The sequence below is a fragment of the Mesorhizobium sp. RCAM 06353 genome, from assembly GCF_059683585.1.
In genome coordinates, this window is sequence record NZ_CM185031.1 from 5,422,638 (window position 1) to 5,441,181 (window position 18,544).

At 61.8% G+C, this 18,544-nt stretch carries 20 protein-coding genes and 1 pseudogene; 9 read left to right on the forward strand and 12 right to left on the reverse strand.

The features are described 5' to 3' along the window. Window positions 1-106: 106 nt before the first annotated feature. The 4 genes and pseudogenes from AC56QX_RS26385 to AC56QX_RS26400 all read right to left on the reverse strand — a co-directional run bounded on the left by AC56QX_RS26385 (window position 107) and on the right by AC56QX_RS26400 (window position 2,945). Window positions 107-427: a hypothetical protein gene (locus AC56QX_RS26385; protein ID WP_497111401.1), complete on the reverse strand. Its 321-nt coding sequence runs from the start codon at window positions 425-427 to the stop codon at window positions 107-109. 300 nt (window positions 428-727) lie between these two features. Next, window positions 728-1,243: a transcriptional regulator LdtR gene (ldtR, locus tag AC56QX_RS26390; RefSeq protein ID WP_013896002.1), complete on the reverse strand. Its 516-nt coding sequence runs from the start codon at window positions 1,241-1,243 to the stop codon at window positions 728-730. A 238-nt stretch (window positions 1,244-1,481) separates the two neighbouring features. Next, on the reverse strand, window positions 1,482-1,904 hold the full coding sequence (locus AC56QX_RS26395) for a DUF6163 family protein (protein ID WP_115139495.1): 423 nt from the start codon (window positions 1,902-1,904) through the stop codon (window positions 1,482-1,484). Further along, window positions 1,901-2,945: pseudogene (locus AC56QX_RS26400) on the reverse strand (enoyl-CoA hydratase/isomerase family protein). The gene AC56QX_RS26395 and the pseudogene AC56QX_RS26400 overlap by 4 nt, the downstream one beginning before the upstream one ends. Before the next feature lie 328 nt (window positions 2,946-3,273). On the opposite strand from AC56QX_RS26400, the gene hemB reads away from it, so the two are divergent. Further along, window positions 3,274-4,305 (forward strand): porphobilinogen synthase, encoded by a 1,032-nt coding sequence (hemB, locus tag AC56QX_RS26405; protein ID WP_497111402.1) that lies wholly within the window; start codon window positions 3,274-3,276, stop codon window positions 4,303-4,305. 3 nt (window positions 4,306-4,308) lie between these two features. Here hemB and AC56QX_RS26410 read toward each other — a convergent pair whose 3' ends face one another. Then, window positions 4,309-5,073 (reverse strand): imm11 family protein, encoded by a 765-nt coding sequence (locus AC56QX_RS26410; protein ID WP_497111403.1) that lies wholly within the window; start codon window positions 5,071-5,073, stop codon window positions 4,309-4,311. Between the two features lie 134 nt (window positions 5,074-5,207). After that, entirely contained in the window at window positions 5,208-5,918 is a 711-nt protein-coding gene (locus AC56QX_RS26415; RefSeq protein ID WP_497111404.1) for a glutathione S-transferase, read from the reverse strand. Window positions 5,919-6,023: 105 nt separating this feature from the next. Here AC56QX_RS26415 and AC56QX_RS26420 point away from each other — a divergent pair, with 105 nt between their 5' ends. The 3 genes from AC56QX_RS26420 (at window position 6,024) to AC56QX_RS26430 (ending at window position 8,864) form a co-directional block, all read left to right on the forward strand. Further along, a complete protein-coding gene (locus AC56QX_RS26420; protein WP_497111405.1) occupies window positions 6,024-7,232 on the forward strand; it encodes a polyhydroxyalkanoate depolymerase in 1,209 nt (402 codons plus the stop codon). 259 nt (window positions 7,233-7,491) lie between these two features. Beyond that, complete coding sequence (locus AC56QX_RS26425; RefSeq protein ID WP_497111406.1) at window positions 7,492-8,034, forward strand: glyoxalase superfamily protein; 543 nt, start codon at window positions 7,492-7,494, stop codon at window positions 8,032-8,034. Between the two features lie 182 nt (window positions 8,035-8,216). Next, window positions 8,217-8,864, forward strand: coding sequence for a dihydrofolate reductase family protein (locus AC56QX_RS26430; RefSeq protein ID WP_497111407.1), 648 nt, complete (start codon window positions 8,217-8,219; stop codon window positions 8,862-8,864). Between the two features lie 207 nt (window positions 8,865-9,071). Here the strand turns inward: AC56QX_RS26430 and ppk2 are convergent, their stop codons facing one another. Then, window positions 9,072-9,992: a polyphosphate kinase 2 gene (gene ppk2 / locus AC56QX_RS26435; protein WP_497111408.1), complete on the reverse strand. Its 921-nt coding sequence runs from the start codon at window positions 9,990-9,992 to the stop codon at window positions 9,072-9,074. Between the two features lie 281 nt (window positions 9,993-10,273). Between ppk2 and AC56QX_RS26440 the strand changes: the two genes are divergently transcribed. Next, a complete protein-coding gene (locus tag AC56QX_RS26440; RefSeq protein ID WP_497111409.1) occupies window positions 10,274-11,317 on the forward strand; it encodes an aldo/keto reductase in 1,044 nt (347 codons plus the stop codon). A 67-nt stretch (window positions 11,318-11,384) separates the two neighbouring features. Here the strand turns inward: AC56QX_RS26440 and AC56QX_RS26445 are convergent, their stop codons facing one another. Then, window positions 11,385-12,356 carry a glycosyl transferase family 90 gene (locus tag AC56QX_RS26445; RefSeq protein ID WP_497111410.1) on the reverse strand — a complete coding sequence of 324 codons (972 nt, stop codon included), beginning with the start codon at window positions 12,354-12,356 and terminating at the stop codon, window positions 11,385-11,387. Window positions 12,357-12,553: 197 nt separating this feature from the next. On the opposite strand from AC56QX_RS26445, the gene AC56QX_RS26450 reads away from it, so the two are divergent. Next, window positions 12,554-12,700, forward strand: coding sequence for a hypothetical protein (locus tag AC56QX_RS26450; RefSeq protein ID WP_183458362.1), 147 nt, complete (start codon window positions 12,554-12,556; stop codon window positions 12,698-12,700). Window positions 12,701-12,754: 54 nt separating this feature from the next. Here AC56QX_RS26450 and AC56QX_RS26455 read toward each other — a convergent pair whose 3' ends face one another. Beyond that, entirely contained in the window at window positions 12,755-13,015 is a 261-nt protein-coding gene (locus tag AC56QX_RS26455) for a DUF982 domain-containing protein (protein ID WP_497117904.1), read from the reverse strand. A gap of 107 nt (window positions 13,016-13,122) precedes the next feature. Then, entirely contained in the window at window positions 13,123-13,788 is a 666-nt protein-coding gene (locus AC56QX_RS26460; RefSeq protein ID WP_497117906.1) for a GntR family transcriptional regulator, read from the reverse strand. A 117-nt stretch (window positions 13,789-13,905) separates the two neighbouring features. Between AC56QX_RS26460 and AC56QX_RS26465 the strand changes: the two genes are divergently transcribed. Further along, a complete protein-coding gene (locus AC56QX_RS26465) occupies window positions 13,906-15,159 on the forward strand; it encodes a multidrug efflux MFS transporter (RefSeq protein ID WP_497111411.1) in 1,254 nt (417 codons plus the stop codon). A 45-nt stretch (window positions 15,160-15,204) separates the two neighbouring features. Further along, window positions 15,205-15,564, forward strand: a complete 360-nt coding sequence (locus AC56QX_RS26470; RefSeq protein ID WP_497111412.1) for a DUF423 domain-containing protein — start codon at window positions 15,205-15,207, stop codon at window positions 15,562-15,564. Between the two features lie 12 nt (window positions 15,565-15,576). On the opposite strand, the gene AC56QX_RS26475 is transcribed toward AC56QX_RS26470, so the two are convergent. Further along, the gene (locus AC56QX_RS26475; RefSeq protein WP_497111413.1) at window positions 15,577-15,726 is read right to left on the reverse strand and encodes a hypothetical protein; all 150 of its coding nucleotides are present in this window, start codon (window positions 15,724-15,726) and stop codon (window positions 15,577-15,579) included. A 360-nt stretch (window positions 15,727-16,086) separates the two neighbouring features. On the opposite strand from AC56QX_RS26475, the gene AC56QX_RS26480 reads away from it, so the two are divergent. Beyond that, window positions 16,087-17,163, forward strand: coding sequence for a LacI family DNA-binding transcriptional regulator (locus AC56QX_RS26480; RefSeq protein ID WP_497111414.1), 1,077 nt, complete (start codon window positions 16,087-16,089; stop codon window positions 17,161-17,163). Window positions 17,164-17,175: 12 nt separating this feature from the next. Here AC56QX_RS26480 and AC56QX_RS26485 read toward each other — a convergent pair whose 3' ends face one another. Further along, window positions 17,176-18,387, reverse strand: a complete 1,212-nt coding sequence (locus AC56QX_RS26485; protein ID WP_497111415.1) for an OpgC family protein — start codon at window positions 18,385-18,387, stop codon at window positions 17,176-17,178. Between the last annotated feature and the right edge of the window lie 157 nt (window positions 18,388-18,544).

Here is an 18,544-nt window from a genome sequence, read left to right on the forward strand (position 1 = left end):
GTCCACCCAGAGTGGCGAAATGAAAGGGGCGTGGTTTTTCGGTACCGAACCCACGTCACCGTCGTTGTCAGGGCCGGATGCAGCGCGCGGGAACAGCAAAAGACAGCTAGGGCTGTGGGCCGGTCTTGGCCTCGAGCTCCGAACACCGTTGCAGCACCTGGTACTCGGGATACCGCAATATTTTGTTGTCATCGAGCTTGAGCAATAGCGCGCGCCGCTTGTCGACACTCTGCTCATCGTCCGAGCAGGTCATATCCAGGACGATCGCATCCAGGCCTCTGAGTTTCTGGACCCTGTTGAGCGTGCACCAAACTTCCCACATTTCCACCGACTTGTCGGTGAACGTCACTCTGGAATCATTGCCTTCACACGAGCTGCTGCCTTCCGTGGCGAAGGAATCTTTCCACCATTCCTCTGCAAAGGCCATTTCCGGCGCCAGCAAGAGCACCGTTGCGACCGAACAGATCTTGAAGCAGTTCCTTCGACCCATCATGCCCCCCCTTGGGCGGCGACATTAGGCATTGTGGTGACGAAAGCAAAGCGTGCGGCAGAAGTCGAGGGCTGCCAATCCAGGTGCAACAGGAATCGTCGAGTGACGGCTCGCTCAACTCCCGGCTGGCTATCCATGATCAGAAAAAGGACCAGTGCTTTTCGGCACCGGCCCGTGACTGAAGGTCGCTATGTCGGCCGCGCTTCTATGGCGCGGGCCAGATCTGCTGCGGATGGCTTACATCCGGTAGGCGATGGTGTCGTTCCAGAAGCGGTCGAGCCGCTGCAAGGCACGATTCATCTGCTTGAACTCGTCGGTGTTGATGCCGCCGACCTGCTCGATCGAGCCGACATGGCGCTCATAGAGACCGGCGACGACGTCGGCCACCTCGTTGCCCTTCGGGGTCAGCGAGACGCGGACCGAACGGCGGTCGATGCGCGAGCGCTGGTGGTTGATAAAGCCGAGATCGACCAGCTTCTTCAGATTGTAGGACACGTTCGAGCCGAGATAATAGCCACGCGAACGCAGCTCGCCGGCGGTCAGCTCGGAATTGCCGATGTTGAAGAGCAGCAGCGCCTGGATGGCATTGATGTCGGAACGACCGTTGCGGTCGAATTCGTCCTTGATGACGTCAAGCAGGCGGCGGTGCAGCCGCTCGACCAGCTGCAGCGATTCCATGTACAGGGAACGGATAGCCTCGCGGCGATCGTCGGATACGTTGGCGGTCTTCGCCGCCGGACGCGAATTGATCATTGTCTTTGCCTCTCGTTTGTCGCCCTGGTGATTTTTTGTTTTTCACCTTGATCGCGACACTATCGAATACTCATAAAATTCGACTTAAACGCTAGGGCTAACAAGAGCTTACCGGTAAGAGGTTTCGAAAGAGGCTTAACGAACGGTCACCCGAGCAAGGATAATTAACCTAAAGGCTTAGGCAGTTATCGTAGGGCTCAATCCGGGCGTTTGCCAAGTCGCCAATGCCGTCAACGGCTTAGTGCCGGACAGGGCGTTTCTGCAGCCAGATGACGACGCGAAAGACGATGTAGAGCAGCGCCACCGCCGCATGCGAGACGACGATCAGCAGCCGATGACCGAAAAGCTCGGGAAAACCGGCATACATGACGGTCTCGGTGACCGCGCAGATGAACCAGATCACCGGCCCCCAGGAGGCCAGCATCCACAGCCCCGCCGCGGCAAAGGGGAAAAACACGGCGAGCATAACCGCCGCCACCTGCCAGTGCACCGGCATCAGGTCGAAGCGCCAGAGCGAGCCCGGATAGAAGCCGATCAGCTTGATCCAGTACAGGATGCCGAACAGCAGGCAGTAGCCCGCGATGACACGCTGGAACCAGGCGAAGATCACCTCGACCGTCGAGGGCTGAAGTACTACCCGTCTCGACGTCACCTCGCTCATAGCGAGAGTTCCCGTTCACCGAGTGGGGCGAAATAGGCATCGATATCGGCCGCGCTCACTGCATCCAGCTTCGCCGGCCGCCATTGCGGGGTCGAGCCTTTGTCGATGATGGCGGCGCGGATGCCCTCGTAGAAATCATGGCCGGCGAGCATGCGGTTGAGAATGCGGAACTCCATCTTCATGCATTCATCCATCGACAGCGTCTGGCCGGCACCGATCTCGCGCCAGGCAATGTGAAGGCTGGTCGGCGAGCGGCTTCTGATCATCGCCAGCGTCTTCTCGGCAAAGGCATCACCGCCGGCTGCGTCCTCAAGACTGGCGATGATGCCGGCGAGCGTGCCTTGCGAAAAATGGCGCGCGATCGAGATCGAGGTCCTGCCGTTCCGTCTCGCGTTTGGCGGGGACGAAGAAATCGCGCAACTCGGCGTTCGGGTCATTGCTGGTTACCAGCTCATCGAGCAGCCCTGCCTGATCGTCGGCCTTGATCGTGTGCGTGGCAAGGCCGGACCACAGCGCATCGCCATAACGGATACGCGCTCCTGTCAAGCCGAGATACATGCCAAAGCTGCCGCCAAGATCCGGAAGCAGGTGGCTGGCACCGACATCGGGGAAGAAGCCGATGCCGACCTCGGGCATGGCGAACTGCGCATTCTCGGTCATTATGCGGTGTGAGCCATGGAAGGAGATGCCGACGCCGCCGCCCATGACGATGCCGTCGATCAGCGCGACATAGGGCTTCTTGAAGCGCGCGATGCGGGCGTTGAGCCTGTATTCATCAGCGAAGAAATCGACCTGCGGCTTGCCGGCGCGGCCACCCTCGTAGACCTGCAGGATATCGCCGCCGGCGGAAAACGCCCTGCCCTCCGCCTTGACGATGACGACGTTGACGGTCCGATCCTGCTCCCAGGCATCGAGCGCCTTGCCGAGCGCCTTGACCATGTTGTGCGTGATGGCATTGAGCGCCTTCGGCCGCGTCAGCGTGATGACGCCGGCCCGGCCCAGCCGCTCGAAGCGGATTTCGTCGCCGCCGCCAAAATCCATCGCCAGAGAATCCCTCCCCCGCGCCTGCGGGACTGAAGTGCTAAAGGCGGCGCATGGGTGCGTCAATGGCAGCAGTCTGTTCCCGCGGTGTTGGCGGGCGGCCGTGGCCGATGCTACGAAGATCGCCGCCGTTGCAGGCGAAGCGTCGATATTGCGGCGCTTACGGCCTCGGGGGGCAGTGGCCATGTCCGGATCTGTTCGTGCCGGGCTTTTGACGGTCGGGCTTGTGATCGCCGAAGGAAAGCTGGCACAATCGTGTCGCATTGGTCAGTGGCAAGGGCTCGTGGTAAAAGCCGCCGAACCAGAGTTTTGGCCGAGAGTTTTGGCAATGAACAAATTCACCCCGACCAAGCCAGCCGGCGCGCGCAGCGTCGACGACATCACCGGCAGCCGCCGCCTGCGCCGCATGCGCAAGGCCGACTGGTCGCGCCGCCTGGTGCAGGAGAACCGGCTCACCGTCGATGACTTGATCTGGCCGATCTTCGTCGTAGAGGGCAAAGATGTGCGCGAGCCGATCGCGGCCATGCCCGGCGTCTTCCGCCTGTCTGTCGACCTTGCCGTCAAGGAGGCCGAACGCGCGGCCAAGCTCGGCATTCCGGCGTTGGCCACCTTCCCCAATGTCGAACTGGCCTTACGCGACCAGACCGGCTCGCACATCCTCGATCCGGAAAACATCATCAACCGCGCCACCCGCGCCATCAAGGACGCGGTGCCCGGGATCGGCATCATCACCGACGCCGCGCTCGACCCGTTCACCAGCCACGGCCATGACGGCATCCTGCGCGACGGCATCATCGTCAACGACGAAACGGTGGAACAGGTCGCGGCGGCGGCCGTCATCCAGGCGGCGGCGGGCGCCGACATCATCGCGCCGTCCGACATGATGGACGGCCGCATCGGCGCCATCCGCGACGCGCTCGACGCCAACGGCTTTCAGGACGTGGCGATCATGTCCTACGCGACGAAGTTCGCCTCGGCCTTCTACGGCCCCTATCGCGAAGCGGTCGGCACAGCCGGCCTGCTCAAGGGCGACAAGAAGACCTATTACATCGACCACGCCAATTCGGATGAGGCGGTGCGAGAGGCCGAGCAGGACATCGCCGAAGGCGCCGACATGTTGATGGTCAAGCCCGGCCTGCCCTATCTCGACATCATCCGCAGGCTGAAGGACGAATTTCAGATGCCGACCTTCGCCTACCAGGTGTCGGGCGAATATTCGATGATCAAGGCCGCCGCCGCCAATGGCTGGATCGACGGCGAGAAGGCGATGCTGGAGAGCCTGCTCGCCTTCAAGCGCGCCGGCTGCGACGGCATTCTGACTTACTTCGCGCCCGAGGTGGCGCAGATGCTGAAGGGTTAAATTTCACTCCAGCACAAAACTCTTTTTGACATGTCTTGTTTCGAAATCCAGCCGACCGCTCCCGTAAACCGACATATCTTCGAACAAATCGGGATTCTTGATGCCCGCTTCGACACAGGCTTCTCTCAATTTGGCGGTGCAAATGACGATGCCCATATTCTTCTGTCTGAAGATGTGTGCATCGCCAACAATCTCCTCCTTGAAATAGAAGCAGGCGCCTCCGGCCCTGTCGTAGTACACGCCTCCATTCTCGCCGATCAAAAGCCTAAACTTCGACGATTCGAGATCCACGGCATCAATCTTGCGAACGATGTCGCAAAGGTAGTGCTTTGGTTCGATCGGCTTCCCGCTCAAATAGAACACGTCGCAGTCGTTAAATACGACCCCATCCGGGTCGACTGACTGCAGAACGTCCTTCAAGCGCTCGGAAACAAGCCAGTAACAATGAAAATCTTCCAGGTCTTTTGGTGGCCTGCAATAGTCTGTCGCTTCAGGCCGCAGCCTGGGCGTCTCCGGATACTCAGGAAAGCCGTATCCCTCAAACCCCGGCGGCCCGAGCAGTAGGTTGGGTGGCGTCACCAAAACTTGGGCGTTTTCCAGCTGAAGACAATGGGACCCGCCGCGATATGTCGGTCCGATCTGGAAGAATTTTCCAAGTTTCTTGAATTTCTTCTCTTTGCGGGAAACCCGCTCTGGGACCTGAGCTAGCCTAGCCTGCGGACGATTCCGGTTGGCAAACAGTTTTGCAATGAGTGAAATAATGGTCACGTGCGCGCCTGCTCAGTTTACCGACTTCTAGTCCAAGACTAAATCGCTTGAGAATACCCGTCCACCTGCTTCGCGCCCGAGGTGGCCGGCGATGCTGAAGGGATAGGCAGCGCTTCGGCTGCCCTGCTCCAGCCTTAAAACTCCACGTCGAGTTCGATGATGTCCTCGGGTTCGGCCAGCGCGTCCTGTGTCCATTCCTGCATCAGCGGCCAGTCGAGGATCATGTCGCTATAGCCAGCTAGCGGTGCTTCGAGCTCGACAGAATAGGTGCGAAAACGGGTGCAGACCGGCGCGTACATCGCGTCGGCCACGGTCGGCGAGGAACCGAACAGCCAGGGACCGCCATAGGTCGCCAGGCATTCAGACCAGATCGTCTTGATCCGCTCCACATCCGGGCGCGCGCCGGAAAAGATCTTGAAGCTCTTGTGCCGGGCTTTCAGGCTCATCGGCAGCGCCGAGCGCAAATTGTGAAAGCCTGAATGCATCTCGCCGGATACCGCGCGGCAGTGCGCGCGCGCCACCCGATCGGCCGGCAGCAGGCCGGCACCGGGCATGGTCTCGGCCAGATATTCGGCGATTGCCAGCGTGTCCCACACCGTCACCCCGTCATGGGTCAGACGCGGCACCAATACCGATGGCGACAGCAACAGCAACTCCTGCCGCTGCCCGGCATCGTCGATGTCGACGCGCTTTTCCTCGAACTCCAGCCCGGCCATGCGGCACAGCAGCCAGCCGCGCAGCGACCAGGACGAATAGTTCTTCGACGAAATCGTCAATGTCGCCGTGGTCGCCTTTGCCACGGGCGCCTTACTCGTGGCCACCTTGTTCTTGGCCGCCTTCGTCATGTCGTCGACCCTCCGAGCCCTTTGCAACAATCCTCTCGCAATGCACAAAATTTTGCACTAGATTTTTTGCACTGCCGCATGGCCGCTGGGAATGGGACGTATTCGATGCTGTACCAGGCCTACCAGCTACAGGACGATCTGATCGGTCCGACGCGCTTTTTTGCCGATCTGATGCGCGTGACGATGGGTGGCATGTTTTCAGGCGACGGCGTGAAACAGCGCTTGGCCGCCGGGCTGGAAATGATCGGCCGCTTCAAGCTCACCCATGCGCGGCCGGATTTCGACATCAAATCCGTCAGGGTCGGCAATCGTGACGTGCCGGTCAGCGTCGAGACGGCGCTCGACCTGCCGTTCGGCAAGCTTCTGCGCTTCGCCAAGGATATGGATACGCGCCAGCCCCGGGTGATGGTGATTGCCCCGCTGTCGGGGCATTTCTCGACGCTGCTTCACGGTACGGTGGAAACGCTTCTGGCTGACCATGAGGTCTACATCACCGACTGGGCCAATGCTCGCGACGTGCCGCTCGCGGCTGGCCGCTTTGGGGTGGACGACTATGTCGACTACATCATCCGCTTCCTGCAGGCGATCGGCCCGGGCGCGCATATACTGGCGGTTTGCCAGCCCTGCGTTCAGGCGCTTGCTGCCGTCGCGGTCATGTCCGAGGACAGGCACCCGGCGACGCCGCGCTCGATGACGCTGATGGCGGGTCCGATCGATCCACGAGAAAGTCCTACCAAGGTCAACGAATTCGCCGTCAGCAAGTCGCTGTCCTGGTTCCAGAATTCCGTCATCTCGGGTGTGCCCTGGCGCCATGCCGGCGGTGGACGCCGGGTCTATCCGGGCTTTCTCCAGCTTGCCGCGTTCATGGGTATGAACATGGACCGGCACACGAAAGCGCACCGTAAACTGCACGACCATCTGGCCGCCGGCGAGACCGCCGAGGCCGAGAAGATCAAGACTTTCTATGACGAGTATCTGGCGGTGCTCGACCTCACCGAGGAATTCTATCTCGAGACCATAGACCGCGTGCTCCAGAAGGCGGAGATCGCCACCGGGACCTACACTTTCCGTGGCAGCCTGGTCGATCCGGGCGCGATCCGCAACACCGCGCTGCTCACCGTCGAAGGCGGGCGCGACGATATCTGCGCACTCGGACAGACTTCGGCCGCGCATGAATTGTGCCGGTCACTGCGTCCGCATCTCAAACGCCATCACCTGCAGGCCAATGTGGGCCATTATGGCGTCTTCAACGGCAAACGCTGGGAGCGTGAAATCTATCCGGTCGTGCGCAATCTCATCCTGTCGATGGAATAGCTTTTCGCGCCTTGGCACGTGGCCCTTGCCACCGAGAGCCTGCCACATTCCGCAAATCCAACCGATTTTTTGCGCTGACAAGATCAGCGTGACCCGGCTATGATGGCGGCACGGTCGGAGGCGACCGGCAGCCCGCACCTCGCCAAGAGGTATGGCGAACGCCTCCAGAGGATGCTTCCTGACCCGTTTCACCGTCGGGGCGAAGGCGTCGGCAATGCGGGCACTGACGAAGACTTCGCCGTGACCCGAGGAAACGGACATGCTTGCCTATCGTGATGCCAAGACCATGGCGAAATCCATGCGGGAGGCGCTTGCCGCCCGCGACCTGACGATCAGCCACAGCGAGGCCCTGGAGATCGTCGCGCGCCAGTTCGGACTGGCGACCTGGAACATCCTGTCGGCGAAAATCGATGCGCCCGCAGCCAGGCAGGAGACAATCGTCTTCGAACGGACGGCGCCGATCGTGCGCATCTTCGACATTGCCAAGGCGCACGAATTCTATCTCGGCTACCTCGGCTTCGCCGTGGACTGGGAGCATCGCTACGGCGAGAACTTCCCGCTGTACACGCAGGTCTCGCGCGGCAACCTTGTCCTGCATTTGTCCGAACATGCCGGCGACGCGACGCCGGGCGGCAACATGGTTGTGTACATGAAAGGCATCCGCGACTTTCACAAAGAGCTTGCGGCCAAGCACTACCGCTACATGAAGCCTGGTCTGGAACAGGAGGATGGACGGCTGACGGTCGAGGTCATCGACCCGTTCAGCAACCACATCCGCTTCATGGAACTCACCGGCGAATAGCCTGATATTGCGTCTGCTTCGGCGGCCACCACTGACTATCCCAGCGCATCACTACGCAACATTCCGGACGTCACTTGGCGACGTTGTCAGGACGTGTCTGCATCGTGGGGAACACCGCTTGCGAATTGCAATCGGTTTGCTACAAGAGACCGCTTGCAGACATAATTGGTTAGGAGGCCTCCATGCCCAAACTTCGCGTCAACGCCTTCACCCTATCGCTCGACGGCTATGGCGCCGGTCCCGATCAGGACTTGCAAAATCCGCTCGGCGTTGGTGGGCAATCCTTGCACAAGTGGTTTGTCGACACCCGCACCTTCCGTGAGATGGTGCTCGGAAAAGATGGCGGCACCACCGACGTCAACGAGGCGTTCGCGGCCCGCAGCTTCGAGAATGTCGGCGCCTGGATCCTCGGCCGCAATATGTTCGGGCCGATCCGCGGCGAATGGCCTGACGACAGCTGGAAAGGCTGGTGGGGCGACAACCCGCCCTACCATGTGCCGGTTTTCGTGCTGACGCACCACGAGCGGGCGCCCATCACGATGGAAGGCGGCACGACCTTTTATTTCGTGACCGACGGCATCCATTCGGCGCTCGAGCAGGCAAAGGCGGCAGCTGATGGCAAGGATGTGCGGATTGGTGGCGGCGTCGCCACCATCCGGCAATATCTGCAGGAGAGCTTGATCGACGAGATGCATCTGGCAATCTCGCCCGTGCTGCTTGGCAAGGGCGAGAACCTTTTTGCCGGTTTGGATATGTTGAAGCTGGGCTACGAGTGCACCGAGCAGGTGGCGACAGCGCTTGCCACGCATGTGGTGATCAAGCGGGGTTAGCCACTTTCTCCCCGTTCTACGGGGAGAAATGCCCGGCAGGTCAATGAGGGGCGGTGCTGACGGCTGAAGATTGCGTTATCGACAACACCGCCGATGGGAATATGGTCTGGCTCGCGCAACGCGATTTGGCAACCTATCGAGGTTCGCGCTGCCCCTCATCCGCCGGCCGGCACCTTCTCCCCGTAAACGGGGAGAAGGGAGCTAATTTCAATACTTCTCCGGCACGTAAAGCTCGCGCGGCAGCGTCTGGCGTTCGTATTCGGGATTGAAGACACGCTCCGGCAGCGTGATCTCCTCGTGCGGCACCTCTTCATATGGCAGCTGCTTGAGCAGATGGTCGATGCAGTTCAGCCGCGCCCGCTTCTTGTCGTTGCCCTCGACGATGAACCAGGGCGCTTCGGGAATGTTGGTGCGGGCGAAGGTCTCTTCCTTGGCCTTGGTGTATTGCTCCCAGCGCACGCGCGACTGCAAATCCATCGGTGACAGCTTCCACTGCTTCATCGGGTCGTGGATGCGCATCAGGAAGCGCATCTGCTGTTCCTCGTCGGTGATCGAGAACCAGTATTTGACCACGGTGATGCCTGAGCGCACCAGCATGCGCTCAAACTCCGGCACGTCGCGGAAAAATTCCTCGACCTGGCCTCCATCGGCAAATCCCATCACTCGTTCGACGCCGGAGCGGTTGTACCAGGAGCGGTCGAACAGCACGATCTCGCCACCCGCCGGCAGATGCGGCACATAACGCTGGAAGTACCATTGCGACTTCTCGCGTTCGGTCGGCGCCGGCAGCGCCACGACGCGGCAGATGCGCGGATTGAGCCGCTGGGTGATGCGCTTGATGACGCCGCCCTTGCCGGCGGAATCGCGGCCCTCGAAAATGACCACCAGCTTCTTCTTGTGATAGGCGACCCAGGACTGCAGCTTGATCAATTCGGACTGCAGGCTGATCAGGTCGCGAAAATACTGCATGCGGTCGATCGAAGGCGGATGCGCGTTCTTGTAGATCTTGGCGATCTCCATCGACAGCGCCGGCTCGGACATTTCGAGCTCATAATCTTCGTCGAGCGTGTCGGCGAGTTCGGCTTCAAGCCAGTCCTTGGCGGGAGAATTCTGTCTCAGCTCGGTCATATCGGTCGCTCCGCTTGCAAGCCTGTCGGTTCTTGTCCGGCACCCCAAACTGCTGGCCTGCGGCCTGGAATGGAAACACCTTAGCCGAATTCAATATAGGCCGGCAGTGACGGTTTTATTGCAGCCCGAGCGCGATTGCCGTCACCGCCAATCCCGCGAGGTACGATCGATCCGTCGTCTTGGCATGGCGACAAGCCGACCAAATTGTCCTACAAATCCCTGGTCGCATTCCGGGCTGCCCTTTGGCGGCGCCCCAATTCAACACAATCGCGAGGACTGACATGGAATACCGTACTCTCGGCCGTTCCGGCCTGAAGGTTTCGACACTCACCCTGGGCACCATGACCTTCGGTGGCACCGGGCCATTCGCCGCGGTCGGCAACAGCGATCTTACTGAAGCCAAGCGGATGATCGACATGTGCATCGACGCCGGCATCAACCTCATCGACACCGCCAATGTCTATTCGAACGGCCTGTCGGAGGAGATCATCGGCGAGGCGCTCGGCGGCAAGCGCAAGAACGACGTGCTGATCGCCTCCAAGGCGCGCATGCGGATCGGCAGCGGACCGAACGACGAAGGACTGTCCCGCCACCATCTGATCCGCGAATGCGAAAAGAGCCTGAAGCGGCTGAAGACCGACGTCATCGACATCTATTTCGTCCACCAATGGGACGGCCTTACCCCGGTCGAGGAAACGGTCGCCGCGCTCGACACTTTGGTCAGCCAGGGCAAGGTGCGCTATATCGGCTGCTCCAACTGGTCCGGCTGGCAAGTGATGAAGGCGCTCGGGATTAGCGACAGCCGCCACCAGCAGCGCTTCGTCACCCAGCAGATCCACTACACGCTAGAGGCCCGCGAAGCCGAATACGAGCTGCTGCCGATCTCGGTCGACCAGGGGCTGGGCGTGCTGGTCTGGAGCCCGCTCGCCGGCGGCCTGCTGTCCGGCAAATACCGCCGCGACAGCCCGACCGCTCGGCAGCTCGCCGGCTGGTCCGAGCCGCCGATCCGCGATGAGGACCGGCTCTGGCAGATCGTCGACGTGCTGGTCGAGGTCGGCAAGGCCCGCGGGGTGTCGGCGGCACAGGTGGCGCTTGCCTGGCTGCTCGGCCGCCCCGCCGTCTCCTCGTTGGTGATCGGCGCCCGCAACGATGTCCAACTCAAGGACAATCTCGCGGCGGCAAGCCTGGAGCTCAGCCTTGAGGAACGCCAGCGCCTCGACGCGGTCAGCCGGCCGCCTTTGCTCTACCCCTATTGGCACCAGCAATTGACGGCGAAGGCTCGCTTTGGCGCTGCCGATCTCGTGATTGACCGAAGCGGCGTATAGGTACAGGTTTGACGAGAGGCTGGCGGGTCCAAGCTCGCCGGTCTCCAGTTTTTGACGCGGGAATTGCTCATCCCATAATGTAGCGCCAGACCTCCGCGTCAGGTTTGATCTGGCCGCTCAGCACGAAGTATTTGTAGAGCACCAGAAGCGAGATCGCCTGTTCGGCCTGTTCGTCGTTGAATATCCGGCAATAGCCATTCGCGGCCGCGATGATGCGCTCTGCCTTCGCCGGGTTCCGTTCGAAATAGGCCACCTTTTCGCCGAGATCGGCGAAATCCGGATCGAGCGGCACATAGTGCACATTGGCTTCGAGTTGCCGCTCCGCGAACCAGGTCTCGTATGTCGGCGGCGGCATCAGGCAGAGCGACTTCGAGTTCAGTATCCATTTCAGGTTGGTCGCCACGTCATTGCCCTCAAGCGAGACGATGTAGCGATAGCGCTGGTGCTGGCTGATGCTGAGAAAGGGCTTGGCGTATTCGGCCGGCGCGTTGGGCTTGTGCGAGCCGGCATCGCAGAACGGCAGGTCGCGCACCGCTTGCAGAAACCGTGTCCTGATCGGATTGTTGAGGTCGCCGCGCCAGACCACGGTCGGCAGCTTGTCGGCGAACGAGGTGGCGTCAGCCGGCATCTGGAAGTGACGGAACTTGTCGAGCTTCATGATGACCGCGTTCTCGTCGTCATCACGGATTGGCCGGTCCTTCACGATCGTCGGCACCTTCGGCACATTCCTGACATCGCCGAATTCGATGTCGATGAGCAATCCGGGATCGAAGTAGCGGGCGAATTCCTTCAGGTCGTAATAGTACATGGTCGGCGTGAAGGGCAGCTTGCTGATGCGCATGGCATTGGCGCTTGGCGCGAAACCATCCTGCAGCTTGTTGTAATAATTCAACCGTCGGCGCGCCGCCTCGTCGCAAAGCCTGGCCTTTTCCAGGTGAACGGCCAGCCTGCGGCGAAACAGGGCTTGTGGGATGACGTCGCGCGCGGCGTTTCGCGCATAGTAGAAAACCTTTGCCGACGTCCGCGCAATTGTAGCCATGGTTCACTTGATCAAGACAAACGAGCAGCTCTCAACACGCTGGCGCCCCGCGTTTCCTACATCATTATGGCGCCGATCTGGCAAGCCCCCCGCGGATCTCCAACGTTGCGCCCGCCTACAGTCGCTTCAGCTGTTGTGTTTGACGGCTAATGCTCCTAGGCAGGGTCAGAGCCGCAAGGCGATGAAAAGGAGCCGATATGGCGCGAGCACCAAACTACGATCAGGAACGCAAGGAACGCGACCGGCAGAAGGCGGCGAAGAAGGCCGAGAAGCTGGCGGCCAAGGTTGCCCAGCGCGAACGTTCAAAGCCCGAGGGCGAGGTCGAGACCGAAACCGCGGAATGACGGCAAAAGGCCCGCATATGCGGGCCTTGCCTCAATCCAGGTTGTCGCCCTGCGTCAGGCGGGCGCCTTGTCGCTGACAAAAACGTCCACTTCACGCGCCGCGGCGATGAAGGCGCGCCGGGCGTTCATGGCCGGCTTGTCACCAGCCAGCGCGTCATGGCACGCCTGCAGCGCCGCGCGATGCTTGGGACTGCGCTTGCCGGGCCAGCTGTTGAGCAGGTAGTCGGAAGCTTCGCGAGCCGTGCGCAAGAGCTGAGTGCTTCCCGCCGTGACGGACTTGACGATCACGGGTATTTCAAATCGGTTGTTTTCCATCGCCGCTCTTACGCCATCGGCGTCCATGAAGCGAGGCCGAAAGTGCGCGTCGCATCAGACGCCGCCTTTTTTTGGCCGACAGAGGCCCCTGCCCCACATAGACCGCGCTAAGCGGCGACGACGGCAAATCCCCTGGCGCGAAGACCGCGTCGATCGTTGGCGAGCGACGTCACCAGCCGGTCGCGGCTGCCGACGATATGGGCCGACAGCCGGCGCGCCGCTTCATCGGCCTCGCCAAGGCGCGTTGCCGCCAGAATGGCGCGGTGTTCGGCCCAGGCGCGGCCAAGGGCTGCTTCGTCTCGCACCTCCAGCCAGCGGGCGCGCGACAGGCGCGTCATGGCATCGCGCACGGCCCTGAACAGGAATTCGTTGCCCGACAGGCGCGCCAGCTCGATGTGAAAATCCATGCCGACACGATGCCATTCCTCGCGTGGCGTGTTTTCGTCGCAGGAATCGAGCATCGCCTCGATGACATCGATGGCATTCGCGTCGGCGCGCGTGCATGTCAGCCGCAAAGCCGCGACCTCGACCGCTTCGCGGTAGACCGCGATATGCTCGAGCTCGGCGAGGTTGATGGGCGACACAGTCCAGCCGCGGCCATCTCTGCCGACCAGCCCCTCGGTCTCCAGGCGCAGCAGTGCCGCCCTGACCGGCGTACGCGAGGCGCCGAACCGGGCTTCGATCCAGCGCTCGGTCAATTTCTCGCCTGGACCGATCTCCAGCCCCAGGATCATCTCGCGCAACTGTCGTTCGACATTCTGCATCTGCGACATTGTGCTGTCCTTTTCCCAGGCCGCATTGACACCGCCTAGGTTGGAGTTCATGACGGATACCGGTTTGGTATCCCAAAATGGTATCCGCAACAAGCGCTGATATCGGGCAGGCAGGACATGGCACAGCAGGACACGCAACAAAGCGGCTACAACATCCACTGGCGGCGCAATCTCGCCGTTTGTTTCGCGGGCTCGTTCAGCACGCTCATCGCCATGACGCTGCTGTTGCCTTTCCTGCCGCTTTACGTGGAACAGCTTGGCGCGCAGGGCCATGCGGCGATCGTGCAGTGGTCCGGCATCGCCTATGGCGCCACCTTCTTCGCCGCGGCCTTGGTCGCGCCGTTGTGGGGACGGCTGGGCGACCGCTACGGCCGCAAGGTGATGCTGGTGCGCGCCAGTTTCGGCATGGCGATCTGCATGTCGCTGACCGGCATGGTCGAGACGGTCTGGCAACTGGTGCTGCTGCGCCTGCTGATCGGCTTTGCCGGCGGCTATTCCTCGGGTTCGACCATATTGGTGGCGATGCAGACGCCGAAGGATCGCTCCGGCTGGGCGCTGGGCGTCCTGTCGGCGGGGATCACGGCGGGGTCGCTGGTCGGCCCCCTGCTCGGCGGTGCACTGCCGCCACTGATCGGCATCCGCACCACCTTCCTGTTGTCGGGCGGCATGATCTTCCTCGCCTTTCTGGCGACGACATTCCTGATCAAGGAGAATCCCCGCCCGCAGGCGGCCAAGGCAACGTCATGCGTGAAGCCGAAAAGCGGCTGGTCGCAGATTCCGGACAAGCGCCCGGTGGTGGCCATGCTGACAACCGGCATGCTGCTCGCCTTCGCCACCATGTCGATCGAGCCGATCATCACCGTCTATGTGCAGCAGCTCATCGAGGACCAGAGCGAGGTGACCATGGTCGCCGGCGTGGTGATGTCGGCGGCGGCCCTTGGCACGATCCTGTCGGCGTCATGGCTCGGCAAGCTTGCCGATCGGGTCGGCCATTGGAACGTCGTCGTCGGAGCACTGGCCGTCTCGGCCCTGCTGCTCATCCCGCAGGCTTTCGTCACCAATGGCTGGCAACTGATCGGCCTGCGCTTCCTGATGGGCCTGGCGCTCGGCGGCCTGCTGCCTTGCATCACCAGCGTCATCCGCCACAACATCCCGGATGGCGTCGGCGGCAACGTGCTTGGCCTGGCGATCTCGGCGCAATATGTCGGGCAGGTTGCAGGACCATTGACCGGCGGCTTCGTCGGCGGCCATTTTGGCATGCGGGCGGTGTTTCTCGCCACATCGGTGCTGATGGCCGGCGGCGCCGTCTACAACTGGATTGTCCAGTCGCGGCGGACACGGCATATGGCGTTGGAGGCGAGTGAGTCCTGAAAGGGTTAGCGGTCCGCCGTTTCACGCAACAAGGAGCTAGCCGACATGAATGCCGCCGAACCCAGCCGTATCCTTGTGTTTGCCGGCGGCCTGGTCGGCGCGGCGGGTGTGGCGCTGTCGGCGGCCGCAGCGCATCGCGGTGGCGCCTTCACCGGCACGGCCGCGTCGTTCCTGTTGATGCACGCGCCGGTCTTCCTCGCCGTCGGCCTCATCGGCGCGAATCGCTGCCTGCGGATTGCGAGCGTCGTCCTGCTTGTCGGACTCCTGCTTTTCGCGGGCGATCTTCTCGCCCGCGATTTCCTTGGATCGAGACTGTTCCCGATGTCGGCGCCAATCGGCGGCACCTTGCTCATCGCCGGCTGGCTGGGGATAGCATTCTCTGCCCTGGTACGCCCGCGCTCCTGAGGCCAAATAGGATCAATCCCGGGGACGTTCGGTGCGAACCCAAAGATCGCGATTGCGCGTCGCCGGCTTTGTCAGGCGTCGCACCTTCGGCCGTTCGGCGGCCGGCGCGATGCCCCAGTAGTTGCGATAGATGTCCTCGAACAGATGGTTGATGCGATGCATGGATTTTCTCCCTTTGAATTGAATCGATCCAATCGGCACAAAAAAATGGCGCCGATCAGCTCCGCTTGCGCTCCACAAGGAAGCGAAGGTCGCGAATCCATGGGGCGGTCCTGCCCCGGCGCCTGGGCCTGTTGGCGCCCGACCCGATACTCCAGTCGTTGCGATAGATGTCTTCGAACAGATAATTGACGGGATGCATGGCGCACCTCCCTAGGTCGTTTCGCAGAGCAAATCTGCCTCTTGGATCGATTCAATCGTAGGTCTTCGCACATCCTCGGTCAAGCAAAATTTGAATCGATCCAACGAAAGTGCTAGATGCAAATCTGGAACGTGCTAAATGCATGTCAGGAGGCACGCACAATGGCGTCACTCACCGCAGGCAATCGAAGACCCGTCCGGCTGGCCGACATCGCCAAGGCCGCCGGGGTTTCGCACGGCACCGCATCCAATGTGTTCAGCCGCCCCGAGATCGTTCGCGAGGAAGTCCGCGAACGGGTCAAGGCCGCAGCCGAGGCGATGGGCTATGGCGGGCCGGATCCCAAAGGTCGCCTGCTGCGGGCCGGCAAGGTTAACGCCATCGGCGTCGCCACGGCCGAACCCCTCTCCTATTTCTTCGACGATCCCTTCGCGCGGGTCATGATGGCCAGCATCTCGCAGGCCTGCGACGCAACGGGAGCCGGGATCTCCCTGGTTTCAGCCGCCAACAACGAACAGCTTGCCTGGAACATCCAGAGCGCCCTGGTCGACGGCTTCATCGTCTTCTGCGTCGAGGGTGGTTCGCGCCTAGTGGAACTGGCACGTGAGCGCAAACTGCCCTTCGTGGCGCTCGACCTGGACTCCGAGGATGGGGCGGTCGCGGCGATCGGTGTCGACAACATCGCCGGCGCCAGCCTGGCTGCGCGCCATCTCACCGATCTCGGACATCGCCGCTTTGCCGTTCTGGCACTGCCTTTTGCCGACGGCAGGACAGGTCTCGTTTCACCCGAGCAGGTTCGCTCCGCGACCTACGCGGGAACGCGCGACCGCCTCACCGGCTATCTCAGGGAGCTTTCGCGGGTTGGCATCGACACATCCAAAGTGCCCATCTACGAGACCGCCAACGATGCGGCCAGTGCGAAAGCCGGGCTCGAAACCATCTTCGCGGCCAAGGAGCCGCCCACGGCCATTCTGGCGATGTCGGACAAGATAGCCCTGGTGACGCTCGAATGGCTGAGCGCGCGCAAGCTCAACGTCCCCACCGATGTTTCCGTCGTCGGGTTCGACGGTGTTCCGGAGTCCGCCGTATCCGAGCCGTCACTGACCACGATCGCCCAGCCGATAGCCGATATGGGCCGCCTTGCCGTCAAGGCGATCCTGGAAAACGACGGCAAGGTCAGCCGGCAGTTGCTGCCGGTCGAACTGATCGTGCGCGCCTCGTCGGCTCCGCCGCGCGGCTGAGCCGCGCCCCTCTCAGCGATTGGCCCGTGCCACGGCCGAGACGCCGAAAGACGCACGGACCGGCGTGACATCCTTTTGCGTCGGACGGACCTTGCCCGCGCGGCCGATGGTCGACAGCCATTCGAGATAGAAGGCGAGCGCGAACTGCATGGCGATGCCGGCCGACAGCAGCAGGCTGTCATAGGCAAGCCCGCCCGGATTGATCAGTTTCATCACCTGCGCGATCATGGCGATCACCGTGCCGGCGATGAAGACCGGCAGCGAACGCTTGCCGAGTATCGCCAGTGGATGGTCCGGGCTGGTGCGGAACAGGTTTGACAGCGCCGGCAAGGCGACGATGAGGTAGCTGACCGCCAGGATATGCAACAGACGCGGCAGCGACAGGAAAGTCTTGTCGAAGCCACCGATCACCACCGGTAGCTTGAACCAGGTTATCTGCCCCCAGAGCGGACTGTGCACCCAGACCAGAGCCGTCGCCACATAGGCCGCGGCCGCGCCGACCAGCCAGCGGTTGACCGGAATGACGCCGCCGCGCCTGACATGCAGCATGCTGGCCAAGCCGATGTTGAACAGGAACTGCCAGGACAGCGGGTTCAGGAACCAGAAACCGGGTTCGGGATAGTTGGGCGGGGCGATCTGCCAGATGCCGGCGACGAGCCACAGCGCGCCGGAGGCGGCAAGCGCCGCGACAGGCCTGTAGCTGATCAGCAGGACGAAGGCCGGCGCCATCAAAAGCAGCGCGGCATAGACCGGCAGGATGTTGTTGTAGCCGAGCTGATGGCCGAGCGTGACGATGCCGACCAGCACTTCCGGCGTGTTCTTCATCAATGGCTCGATGTTGATCAGCTTGAGCAGTTCCGGCCGCCTGGCGAACACCGCCACGGCGCAGAACAGGGCGATCACCACCATGGTCGTGACAATATGGGCGACGTAGAGCATGCCTGCCCGCCGCCACATCTTCAATGTGGCCAGAAGCTGGCCACCCGGCCGGAACTTGTTGCCATAGGCAAGCGCGACCGAGATGCCGGAAATCAAAACGAATGCCTCGGCCGCGTCGGAGAAACCGAAATTCTTGTATGTGAAGGCCTCGAAAGCCGTGCCCGGCACGTGGTCGATGAAAATGATGATGAGCGCAAGCGCGCGCAACACATCGACACGCGTATCGCGATCCGGGATACGCGTGTCGCGTTCGGGGGTACGCAAATTGCGATCCGGGATACGCATATTGCGATCCGACAAAACAGGGGTAGTCATCGACAAAAGGCCTCAAAGCTGGTTGTTCATGTCCAGCAATGCGACCCCCGGCGCACCGCTTCGATTCCTCCCACGTGGAGTATATCGGCGCAGAAACGGGCTGGAATGCGCCTGGTTCAATCAACTT

Excerpts from the sequence above, each read along its gene's own strand:
- AC56QX_RS26470 (WP_497111412.1), top strand. The coding sequence starts at position 15,205 with ATGAATGCCGCCGAACCCAGCCGTATCCTTGTGTTTGCCGGCGGCCTG.
- AC56QX_RS26445 (WP_497111410.1), bottom strand. The coding sequence starts at position 12,356 with ATGGCTACAATTGCGCGGACGTCGGCAAAGGTTTTCTACTATGCGCGA.
- AC56QX_RS26385 (WP_497111401.1), bottom strand. The coding sequence starts at position 427 with ATGGCCTTTGCAGAGGAATGGTGGAAAGATTCCTTCGCCACGGAAGGC.
- AC56QX_RS26425 (WP_497111406.1), top strand. The coding sequence starts at position 7,492 with ATGCTTGCCTATCGTGATGCCAAGACCATGGCGAAATCCATGCGGGAG.
- AC56QX_RS26460 (WP_497117906.1), bottom strand. The coding sequence starts at position 13,788 with ATGTCGCAGATGCAGAATGTCGAACGACAGTTGCGCGAGATGATCCTG.
- ppk2 (WP_497111408.1), bottom strand. The coding sequence starts at position 9,992 with ATGACCGAGCTGAGACAGAATTCTCCCGCCAAGGACTGGCTTGAAGCC.
- hemB (WP_497111402.1), top strand. The coding sequence starts at position 3,274 with ATGAACAAATTCACCCCGACCAAGCCAGCCGGCGCGCGCAGCGTCGAC.
- AC56QX_RS26480 (WP_497111414.1), top strand. The coding sequence starts at position 16,087 with ATGGCGTCACTCACCGCAGGCAATCGAAGACCCGTCCGGCTGGCCGAC.
- AC56QX_RS26465 (WP_497111411.1), top strand. The coding sequence starts at position 13,906 with ATGGCACAGCAGGACACGCAACAAAGCGGCTACAACATCCACTGGCGG.
- ldtR (WP_013896002.1), bottom strand. The coding sequence starts at position 1,243 with ATGATCAATTCGCGTCCGGCGGCGAAGACCGCCAACGTATCCGACGAT.
- AC56QX_RS26420 (WP_497111405.1), top strand. The coding sequence starts at position 6,024 with ATGCTGTACCAGGCCTACCAGCTACAGGACGATCTGATCGGTCCGACG.
- AC56QX_RS26475 (WP_497111413.1), bottom strand. The coding sequence starts at position 15,726 with ATGCATCGCATCAACCATCTGTTCGAGGACATCTATCGCAACTACTGG.
- AC56QX_RS26455 (WP_497117904.1), bottom strand. The coding sequence starts at position 13,015 with ATGGAAAACAACCGATTTGAAATACCCGTGATCGTCAAGTCCGTCACG.
- AC56QX_RS26430 (WP_497111407.1), top strand. The coding sequence starts at position 8,217 with ATGCCCAAACTTCGCGTCAACGCCTTCACCCTATCGCTCGACGGCTAT.
- AC56QX_RS26440 (WP_497111409.1), top strand. The coding sequence starts at position 10,274 with ATGGAATACCGTACTCTCGGCCGTTCCGGCCTGAAGGTTTCGACACTC.
- AC56QX_RS26450 (WP_183458362.1), top strand. The coding sequence starts at position 12,554 with ATGGCGCGAGCACCAAACTACGATCAGGAACGCAAGGAACGCGACCGG.
- AC56QX_RS26415 (WP_497111404.1), bottom strand. The coding sequence starts at position 5,918 with ATGACGAAGGCGGCCAAGAACAAGGTGGCCACGAGTAAGGCGCCCGTG.
- AC56QX_RS26395 (WP_115139495.1), bottom strand. The coding sequence starts at position 1,904 with ATGAGCGAGGTGACGTCGAGACGGGTAGTACTTCAGCCCTCGACGGTC.
- AC56QX_RS26485 (WP_497111415.1), bottom strand. The coding sequence starts at position 18,387 with ATGCGTATCCCGGATCGCAATTTGCGTACCCCCGAACGCGACACGCGT.